This window comes from Meiothermus hypogaeus (assembly GCF_003574035.1).
GTDB lineage: Bacteria > Deinococcota > Deinococci > Deinococcales > Thermaceae > Meiothermus > Meiothermus hypogaeus.
Genome location: NZ_QWKY01000109.1, coordinates 1 through 8,384, shown reverse-complemented (window position 1 = coordinate 8,384; position 8,384 = coordinate 1). Strand labels below are relative to the sequence as shown.

Genomic DNA, 8,384 nt, shown 5'->3' with positions numbered 1-8,384 from the left:
CCGCTTCCTACCGCCCATCGCCGATCGAAGGGTGACCGGCCCGGCCCGCTAAGGGAATTTTGACCGCCGAGGCCAACCGGGCTAAACTTTAGCCCAAGGAAAAACCATGTCTTTTATTGAGCTCAGTCTTAAAGAAGTCCCCTCCGTCCTGCGGGTAAGCTACAATAACCACCCGGAAGCCATTTCTTTGCGCCCCGGCGAACGATTCGAGCTGCGTGTTTCCAATCCGAGCACACAAGAAGCCGTCCTCGAGACGGTCTTCAAAGTGGAAGGTGCTCCTGGCGCTCTGGTCGAGCTTCCCCCAGTCCTGCAACTAACGGTGCCCCCTCTTGGGGTCTCGCGGGGCTGGCCGGGCTGGGGGTGGGCTTTGATGGGGCTGCTGGGGGTGATGCTCCTGGCGGGGCTTGGCCAGATCTGGGTTCGCCTGCGCCAAAGGGCCCAGACCACCCTGCGAGATAAGCCGACGAGCACGGGACGGAGCTTGAGCTATGGGCCATCCGAGGGAGGCGAGGTACGGGTGTTACACCCTCCGACCACGCCCAGCCTGATCAGTCTGGATTTTTTTGGCGCAGCCCCAGAGCAGCGGCGCAAATACCTCCCGACCATGATGGGCGAGTACGACCTGGGAGAGGCTATTGAGGACCCGGTCCTCGAGCGCCTGCGGGTGCGCCCCAGGCCGGAGGGGCTCGAGATTCTTCACATTCCCGGGCACCTGTGCTTGTACCTCGAGACCAGAGAAGCCCTCCACCCAGGTCAGATCGTGGCATCGGGTCACACGCTTTACATCTCCGACCTCAGCGGGAGCGCTATCGGCCTTCTAAGCGTGCAAAAAATGTGATTGCCTCTCACCATTACGACCCCACGCGGTGCGGCGTGATATACCCGGCACAGCAAAAAGCGCTGTAATGGTGCAAGCACTACTGGTGCAAGCACTGGGTATTCGCGGTGGGCCACTCTGGCTGGGGTTTGTTTGAATAGGCGGCATAAAAATCCAGGTGGAGGTTATCCACCTGGTTGGTAGCAGCTCGATTAAGAAACCGGGGTTACGGCCGCAGTGTCTTCCTCGCCGGTACGGATGCGGTAGACCTTTTCCACCGGCAGCACAAAAATTTTGCCGTCCCCTACCTCGCCGGTGCGCGCACCAGCCAGAATGGCCCGTACGGTAGGCTCGACAAAGTGGTCGGAAACACCGATTTCCAGGCGTACCTTTTCCGAGAGTTCCATCTTAACGGTAGTACCCCGGTAGGTCTCGACCCGCTCGGTCTCGCCGCCGTGACCCTGCACCCGGCTGATCGAAAGGCCCCGCACCTCGGCCTTGAAAAGCGCCTCTAACACATCGTTGAGCTTCTCCGTCCGAACGATGGCTACAATCAGTTTCATGGCTGTTCTCCCTAATCGGTACCGCCTACAGCCTTGGGTCTGGCCACCGGCATGGCAGCTTCGCTCTTGACCAGGATGGCACCTTCGCCGCTGGTGTAGGCTTCTTCGCCATGCTGGGTGATGTCCATACCCACCCCCTCTTCCTTAACCGCAGCCTTGAGCGGGGTAATGGCCCCCACCAGTTTTAGCAGCAGAAAGGTCATGGCGCCGCTGTAGACCACCGCAATCAACACCGCAAAGGCCTGAATCAGCACCTGGGCCGGATTGCCCGCAATTAGGCCGTCGAACAAGCCGTTCACCGCCTTCTGGGCAAATACCCCGGTCAGAATAGCGCCGGTGATACCGCCCACCCCGTGCGCAGCAAACACATCGAGCGAGTCGTCGAGGCCACTCTTGGCCCGCCATAGCAGCACATAATAGCTAGGGAAAGCCCCAATTGCACCCATCACCAGGGCAAAGAAGGGCGAAACAAAAGCGGCGGCTGGGGTAATCACCACCAGGCCCACCACAATCGCGGTGGCCAGCCCCACGGCGGTTACCCGGCCCGTGCGCATCAGATCAAGCAGCGACCAGACCACAATGGTGGCCGCCGGAGCCAAGATGGTGTTGGTCAGGGCCAGCCCTGCGGTTGCGCTGGCGGCCCAGGCGCTACCCGCATTGAAGCCAAACCAGCCAAACCAGAGCAGAGCAGCCCCCAGCAACACAAAGGGCACATTGTGGGGCAGGATGGCCTGCCGCCCGAAATCCTTACGTGCTCCCAGCACCAGGGCAGCTACCACCGCAGCAATACCGGAGTTGATGTGTACCACCGTGCCACCGGCAAAGTCCCAGGCCCCCAGGTCGGCCAGGAAGCCACCCCCCCAGACCCACTTGGCGATGGGGGCATACACAAAGAGGCCCCAGAGGGTGATGAATAGCAAAAAGGCCGGGAAGCGCATGCGTTCCACCACCGCCCCCGAGACCAGCGCGGCGGTGATGATGGCAAAGGTGCCCTGGAAGATCATCCAGAGCATGTGGGGAATGGTGATGGAGGCGATGGCCCCCTTGTTCTCCATACCCACGTTGTTCAGGAACAAGTAGCGCAGGTCGCCGATAAAGTTACCATCGCCCGAGAGCGCCAGGGTATAGCCCAGTAAGGCCCAGGCCACCGCCACAAAGCCCAGCGCCGAGAAGCTCATCATCATGGTATTGAGGGCGTTTTTGGAGCGCACCAGCCCGCCATAGAAGAAGGCCAGCGCCGGGGTCATCAAGAGCACCAGACCGGTGGCCACCAGCATCCAGGCGGTGTCTGCTGCGCTGAACTCGGGGTCTTCGGCAAAGGCTAGGCCCATCGCCATAGCCCCCAGGAATATCGGTAGTCGAAGGTTTTTCATCAACCTTTCACCTCCTGGGCAAGAGACTACCCGAGGTTTTGCATATTGTCAATTGTATTTGTGACAAATGTACAAAAATTTGATGACATTTATCCAAACATACGGAAAAATATATTGAATACTGGTGTGAAATTTACATTTTGCCGTTTCAATGCAGTACAATTTGATTAGGTTTTTATCGAACAGCAAGCAATATAGTATGTTTAAGACCTTCATTACAGATTCCTGGAGCAGGGATGGCGTGGCATTGCGAAGCACCCCACAATGCAACCCGCCATACCACAGACGACCGGTTTGGTTCTAAACTGGGAGTTGAACATGACGGAGCGGCAACGGCGCATTCTGCATCTGCTGGTAGATACCTATATCCAGACCCAGGCGCCCGTACCTTCGGGGGTACTGGCTGAGCAGTTGTCGTTGTCGCCTGCCACGGTACGCTATGAGTTAATTGAGCTCGAGCTGCAAGGCTTGATCGGCAAGCCCCACACCTCCGCTGGCCGCGTCCCTACCCGCGCCGGGTTCCGCCACTATGCCCTGTCCAAACTGCCGCCCAACCCCCTGCCCCAGGCCACCCAGGACAAGCTGGCCCAGGTGCTAGAGGACGCTGGCCCCAGGCGTGAAGCGCTGGTAGTCCAGGTGGCCTCCAAGCTCTCAGGTTATCCGGCCTTGCTGCGCCTTCGCCCACAGCGTGCACCCAAACTGTTGCAAGTGCACCTTTCCAACCTGACACCCGGTAAGGTGCTGGCTGTTGCTGTTCTGGAAGGCGGTCGGGTACGCGAGGCCCGTATAGAGCTATCCTTCACCCCCACCGAAGCCCAGCTGAGTGAAGCAGAGCAACGCTTGTTTAAAGCAACCCAGCCTGTTACGGCCAGCACGCCCGCCATGATGGAGCTGTACGAGTCCATCGGAAGAGCATTTGCCCATGGCAGCCAGGAGGAGTATCGGGAAGGGATGGGGCTGTTGCTGAGCGAGCCGGAGGCCCAGAACCCCTTGTTTTTACGCCAGGCTATAGCAGTTTTCGAGACCCCCAACGACTCCATCCTCACTCCCCCAGGGGGTGTGAACGTCCGGGTCGGCGAGGAGGATGGGCTCTCGCTGGTACAGGCCGGAATCGGGGTTAACGATCAGGTGGGCGAGCTCTCACTGCTGGGCCCGGTACGCATGCGCTACGAAAAGGCCCTCTCGGTAGCTTTTACCATGAGCCAGGCGTATATGGGGAAGTAAACCACCCTGCGGCTAAAGCCCGGGGCTTCCGGGGATGGTTTAGGTAAGCATTTTGAGCTTCTGAGCTCTTAGCTCTAGACACTCGGCCCTCGAGCCTGGACAATCTATATTTATGAGAATTCAAGTCTTGCTATTTGCCCTTTTCCGTGAGCAGGCGGGGCAGGCCCGGCTGCAGCTCGATCTGCCCGATGGTTCAACCGTAGCCGATGCCAAAGCCCTGCTGGAACAGCAGTACCCCCTGCAACTCTCGGGGGGGCTGGCGGCCATCAACGAGCAACTCGCTCAACCCGGCGACCGCCTCGAGGACGGCGACGAGCTGGCTTTCTTGCCCCCGGTATCGGGAGGCTCGACATCACCCAAACTCGACGCCCACAAGCAAGTGGAAAACGATCGTTTTGGACTGACCCACGAGATTTTGCAGGTGCAGCCCTGGGTGGACTGGGCCTCGGACGACCCCTATGGGGCGGTCATCAGCTTTCTGGGCACCACCCGCAGCCCCAACAAAGGCCTGGCCGTGACCCATCTGGAATACGAAGCTTATCCGGCCATGGCCGAGAAAGTGATGCAGCAGATTATCGCCGAGATGCGCGAGCGCTGGGCGCTGGGCCGGGTGGCCTTGTGGCACCGTTTGGGCCGGGTGATGCCCGCCGAAGGTTCCATTCTAATTGTGGTCTCGGCCCCCCACCGTCCCGAAGCCTTCGAGGCCTGCCGCTACGCAATTGAGCGGGTCAAGCAAGTTCTACCGGTGTGGAAGAAGGAGTTCCTGCCCGATGGGTCTCACTGGGTGGAGGGGCATACACCCGAAGAATTCAAGCTCTAGCGCAGTAGCAGATGGCCAAGCGCCGAAGGCTGACTGCTCCAAAAACCCACGCTTCCTGGCTGGTCAGCAAACAATGCTGTGGTCCATAAAGTGCCCTTATTCTGTAACTTTCAGCAGCCGAGTGAAGTATGAGAAACTCCGCTCTGGACTGAGTATCTGTACCCGCTCAATTGGGTTAGGCCGTGTTGGACAAACCCAGAAACCTGTGCTATAACTAACAGGTATGTCTCAGCTTAGGGTCTAGAATCCCTGGGGAGACAACCCGTCGCGCAGACCATCCCAAACCAAACCCAGAGCAATCTGGGTGGGAATTTTGGCGCGACAGATGGTAAAGGCAGAGAGGAAACAGGCGAATGGAAGACCAAGCTACCCAGACTCCAGTGGAAACTGGAAACGAGCCCCAAGTTTTTAGCATGGAGCAAGCCCTGCAAGATGCAGAGGCAAGGCTCGAGAAGACCGTGCAGCGCGGCCAGATTGTCACCGGTACGGTGGTGTTCGTCACCAACGACGGTGTAATGGTGGACATCGGCGCGCGCACCGAAGCCATCATTCCGCTCAACCAGCTCACCGAGGAGAACCTGCCCGAAGAGGAGCTTAAAAATCTCCTCAAGCCAGGCGACACCGTGACCGCCTACGTGGTGCGGGCCGACCTCGAGAACGGCCAGGTGGTGCTTTCCAAAAAGCGGGCCGAGGCCGACCAGAGCTGGGTCAAGGTGCAAGCTCTGTACGACCAGGGCGAGCCGGTGATGGTGGAGGTGAAGGAAAAGGTCAAGGGGGGTCTGGTCGCTACCATTGAAGGGATTCGCGCCTTCCTGCCTGCCAGCCAGGTAGATCTCAAACGCACCCCAGAGCTCGACGAATATGTAGGTCAGAGCTTCCTGGTCAAAATCATCGAACTCAACCGCAAGAAGGGCCGGGTCATCCTGTCGCGTCGCACCGTGCTGGAAACCGAGCAAAAAGCCGCCCGCAGCCAGATTCTTTCCAGCCTGAAGGAAGGCGATATCGTCGAGGGCCAGGTGGTCGAGGTCACCGAGTTTGGCGTGTTCGTGGCCCTGGGCGGGGTGGATGGCCTGGTACACCGCAGCGAGATCACCTGGGGCCGCTTCAACCACCCCAAGGATGTAGTACAAAAGGGCCAGACCGTGAAGGCCAAGGTGCTCTCGGTGGATACCGAGCGAGAGCGGGTCAACCTCTCCATGAAGGCCCTTACCGAAGACCCCTGGCTGACCGTTTCGGAAAAGCACCCCATCGGCTCCAAGCTCACCGGTAAGGTTGTGGGCCTGACCCAGTTCGGGGCCTTTGTGGAAGTGGAGCCGGGCCTCGAGGGCCTCATCCACATCTCTGAGTTGTCCTGGACCAAGCGCCCCAAGCACCCCAGCGAAATCTTGAAGGAAGGCCAGGAGGTCGAAGCCCAGGTGCTGCGCATTGACCCCGCCGAACGCCGCCTCTCGCTGGGCCTGAAGCAAACCCAGCCCGATCCCTGGAAGAGCCTGCCCGACCGCTATCCGCCCGGTACCCCGGTCAAGGGCAAGGTCACGGGCCTGACCGACTTTGGGGTGTTCGTGGAGATCGAACCCGGCATCGAAGGGCTCATTCACGTCTCCGAGCTGGCCTACGAGCGCGTCGAGAAGCCCTCCGAGCTGTTCAAGAAAGGCGACGAAGTCGAGGCGGCCATCCTGCAGATTGACCCCGTGGAGCAGCGCATTAGCCTCTCGCGCAAGCGCCTCCTGACCCCACCGCCCCAGGCAGTAAACATCCCCGGCGACGAAGAGGGCGAAGGCCGCAAGGGCCGCCGCGAGGGCAAGGGCGGCGAGCGTCCCAAGCGTCCTAAAGGGAAGGGGGGCCCCCGCGAAGGGCGTGGCCGCGAGCGCGATTTCGACTACGGGGGTGCTTCTGGCGCAGCTGCCTACACCAACTACGACCCCAGCGTGGCCTCTGCGTCCACCACCAACGTGAAGCTCGGCGACGTGTTCGGCGACCTCCTGAGCCAGCTTAGCCTGGAAGAGGACAAGGACAAAGAAAAAGCCTGATGCTGATCTCTCAAGAAAAGCCGCCCGCGGGCGGCTTTTCTTATGGTCAAGCTTTTTGCCCTACAAACCCACAAACCGTCCTTCCTCCTGCAACACCTCCCCATCAGCCAGCAGACGCCCCCCCTGGCACAAGTCCAGAATCAAGTCCCAGTGGATCGAGGAGGCGTTGGTACCGCCGGTCTCGGGGTAGCTTTGCCCCAGGGCCAGGTGTACCGTGCCGCCGATTTTTTCGTCGTAGAGGATAAGGCCGGTAGGGCGGTTAATGCCGAAGTTCGTGCCGATGCCCAGCTCGCCCAGGCAGCGCGCGCCGGGGTCGGCCTCGAGCATCCTGTGAAGGTACGCCTCCCCCGCCAAGGCGCTGGCTTCCACCACCCGCCCCTCGCGAAAGCGCAGACGTACCCCTTCCACCCGTTGCCCCGAGACCACCACCGGCAGGTTGAAGCGGACCTCGCCCTCGGCGGAGGTCTCGAGGGGCCCGGTGAACACCTCGCCCGAAGGCATGTTGCGCTTGCCATCGGAGTTGATCCACTTTCGCCCCTCCACCCGCAGCCGCAGGTCGGTTCCATCCGCCTGGATACGAATTTCCTTCACCTTTTGCAGCCGCTCGATAAGGGCCGCCTGGAAGGCCGACAACTCGCGCCAGGCCGCAATGGGGTCGGGGCGGTCGAGGTACATGGCCCGCTCCACAAAGGCCCGAAAGCCCGCCGTAGACATGCCGGCCTGCTGGGCATAACCGGCAGTGGGGTAGAGCGTCAGGCACCAGCGCTTGCGGGCCCGCATTTGCTGGTAGGGCCGCCAGCCTGCTCGAAACTGAGCCAGACGGGCCGGGGGCACCTCGGCGAGCTCGAGGGGGTTTTGCGCACTCTCGATGCGCAGGCTGGCGTCCACGTGTTCCATGAGCCGCAACTGGGGCAGGGGCGGCTGGTTGAGCCAGGCTTCCCCGTACAGAAAAAAGGGCCTCGAGGTCGCCGCAGGGAAGAGTTGCACAAGGGGGTAGGCCCCGCGCTGCAAGGCCACCGCATGCAGGGCCTCGAGCAGGGGCAGGGCCGGCGGTTCGGCTTCAATCAGGAGCGTCTGGCCGGGCTGCAAGTCCAGACAGTACTCGGCCAACAGGGCCGCAAAACGGGTTTCCATACCCTCCAGTTATACCCGCTTGGCCGTAAAGCCACGACCCCCCAAAAAAAGATTAAGTGCAAACCGTAATACCCAATTTGAACGATAATTTCAGGCAATTTGGCCTCCATTGTCTTTTCTCTTGCGCATATACACGTGAAATTCGCCACTTCTGCGCTATGATGTAGAAAGCATGAGCGAAGTCAAAATCACCCCGCTGGCCCGTCGTCTGGCGGAAGAGAACGGCATAGATTGGCGCCAAATTAAGGGCACCGGCCCCGATGGCACGGTGGTCGAGCGCGACATTCTGGCTTTCCTGGCAAAGGTTATGGCGGGCGAGGTCAACCTGCCCCCAGCCCCCGAAGAAATGGCCCCCCCACCGGGCGCCATCCCCGATATGGCCCAGGCCCAGGCAGCCTTGCAGAAGGAGGGGGTACAGCTAGG

The 8,384-nt window shown here is 60.5% G+C and carries 8 protein-coding genes; 5 read left to right on the top strand and 3 right to left on the bottom strand.

The features are described from left to right. The first annotated feature begins 106 nt into the window (after positions 1–106). Positions 107–838, top strand: a complete 732-nt coding sequence (locus Mhypo_RS16345; RefSeq protein WP_119342317.1) for a hypothetical protein — start codon at positions 107–109, stop codon at positions 836–838. 191 nt (positions 839–1,029) lie between these two features. On the opposite strand, the gene Mhypo_RS16340 is transcribed toward Mhypo_RS16345, so the two are convergent. Both Mhypo_RS16340 and Mhypo_RS16335 read right to left on the bottom strand, forming a co-directional pair. Further along, positions 1,030–1,380 carry a P-II family nitrogen regulator gene (locus tag Mhypo_RS16340; protein ID WP_119342316.1) on the bottom strand — a complete coding sequence of 117 codons (351 nt, stop codon included), beginning with the start codon at positions 1,378–1,380 and terminating at the stop codon, positions 1,030–1,032. An 11-nt stretch (positions 1,381–1,391) separates the two neighbouring features. Beyond that, complete coding sequence (locus Mhypo_RS16335) at positions 1,392–2,753, bottom strand: ammonium transporter (RefSeq protein WP_119342315.1); 1,362 nt, start codon at positions 2,751–2,753, stop codon at positions 1,392–1,394. A gap of 318 nt (positions 2,754–3,071) precedes the next feature. Between Mhypo_RS16335 and Mhypo_RS16330 the strand changes: the two genes are divergently transcribed. The 3 genes from Mhypo_RS16330 to Mhypo_RS16320 all read left to right on the top strand — a co-directional run bounded on the left by Mhypo_RS16330 (position 3,072) and on the right by Mhypo_RS16320 (position 6,827). Further along, entirely contained in the window at positions 3,072–3,977 is a 906-nt protein-coding gene (locus tag Mhypo_RS16330) for an HrcA family transcriptional regulator (RefSeq protein ID WP_119342314.1), read from the top strand. A gap of 112 nt (positions 3,978–4,089) precedes the next feature. Further along, positions 4,090–4,797, top strand: a complete 708-nt coding sequence (locus Mhypo_RS16325; protein ID WP_119342313.1) for a molybdenum cofactor biosynthesis protein — start codon at positions 4,090–4,092, stop codon at positions 4,795–4,797. Between the two features lie 353 nt (positions 4,798–5,150). Beyond that, positions 5,151–6,827 (top strand): 30S ribosomal protein S1, encoded by a 1,677-nt coding sequence (locus tag Mhypo_RS16320; RefSeq protein WP_119342312.1) that lies wholly within the window; start codon positions 5,151–5,153, stop codon positions 6,825–6,827. A gap of 60 nt (positions 6,828–6,887) precedes the next feature. Here Mhypo_RS16320 and Mhypo_RS16315 read toward each other — a convergent pair whose 3' ends face one another. After that, positions 6,888–7,961: an aminopeptidase gene (locus tag Mhypo_RS16315; protein WP_119342311.1), complete on the bottom strand. Its 1,074-nt coding sequence runs from the start codon at positions 7,959–7,961 to the stop codon at positions 6,888–6,890. Positions 7,962–8,133: 172 nt separating this feature from the next. On the opposite strand from Mhypo_RS16315, the gene Mhypo_RS16310 reads away from it, so the two are divergent. Next, positions 8,134–8,384: E3 binding domain-containing protein (locus tag Mhypo_RS16310; RefSeq protein ID WP_206074944.1), on the top strand; the 251-nt coding region annotated here is incomplete at its 3' end.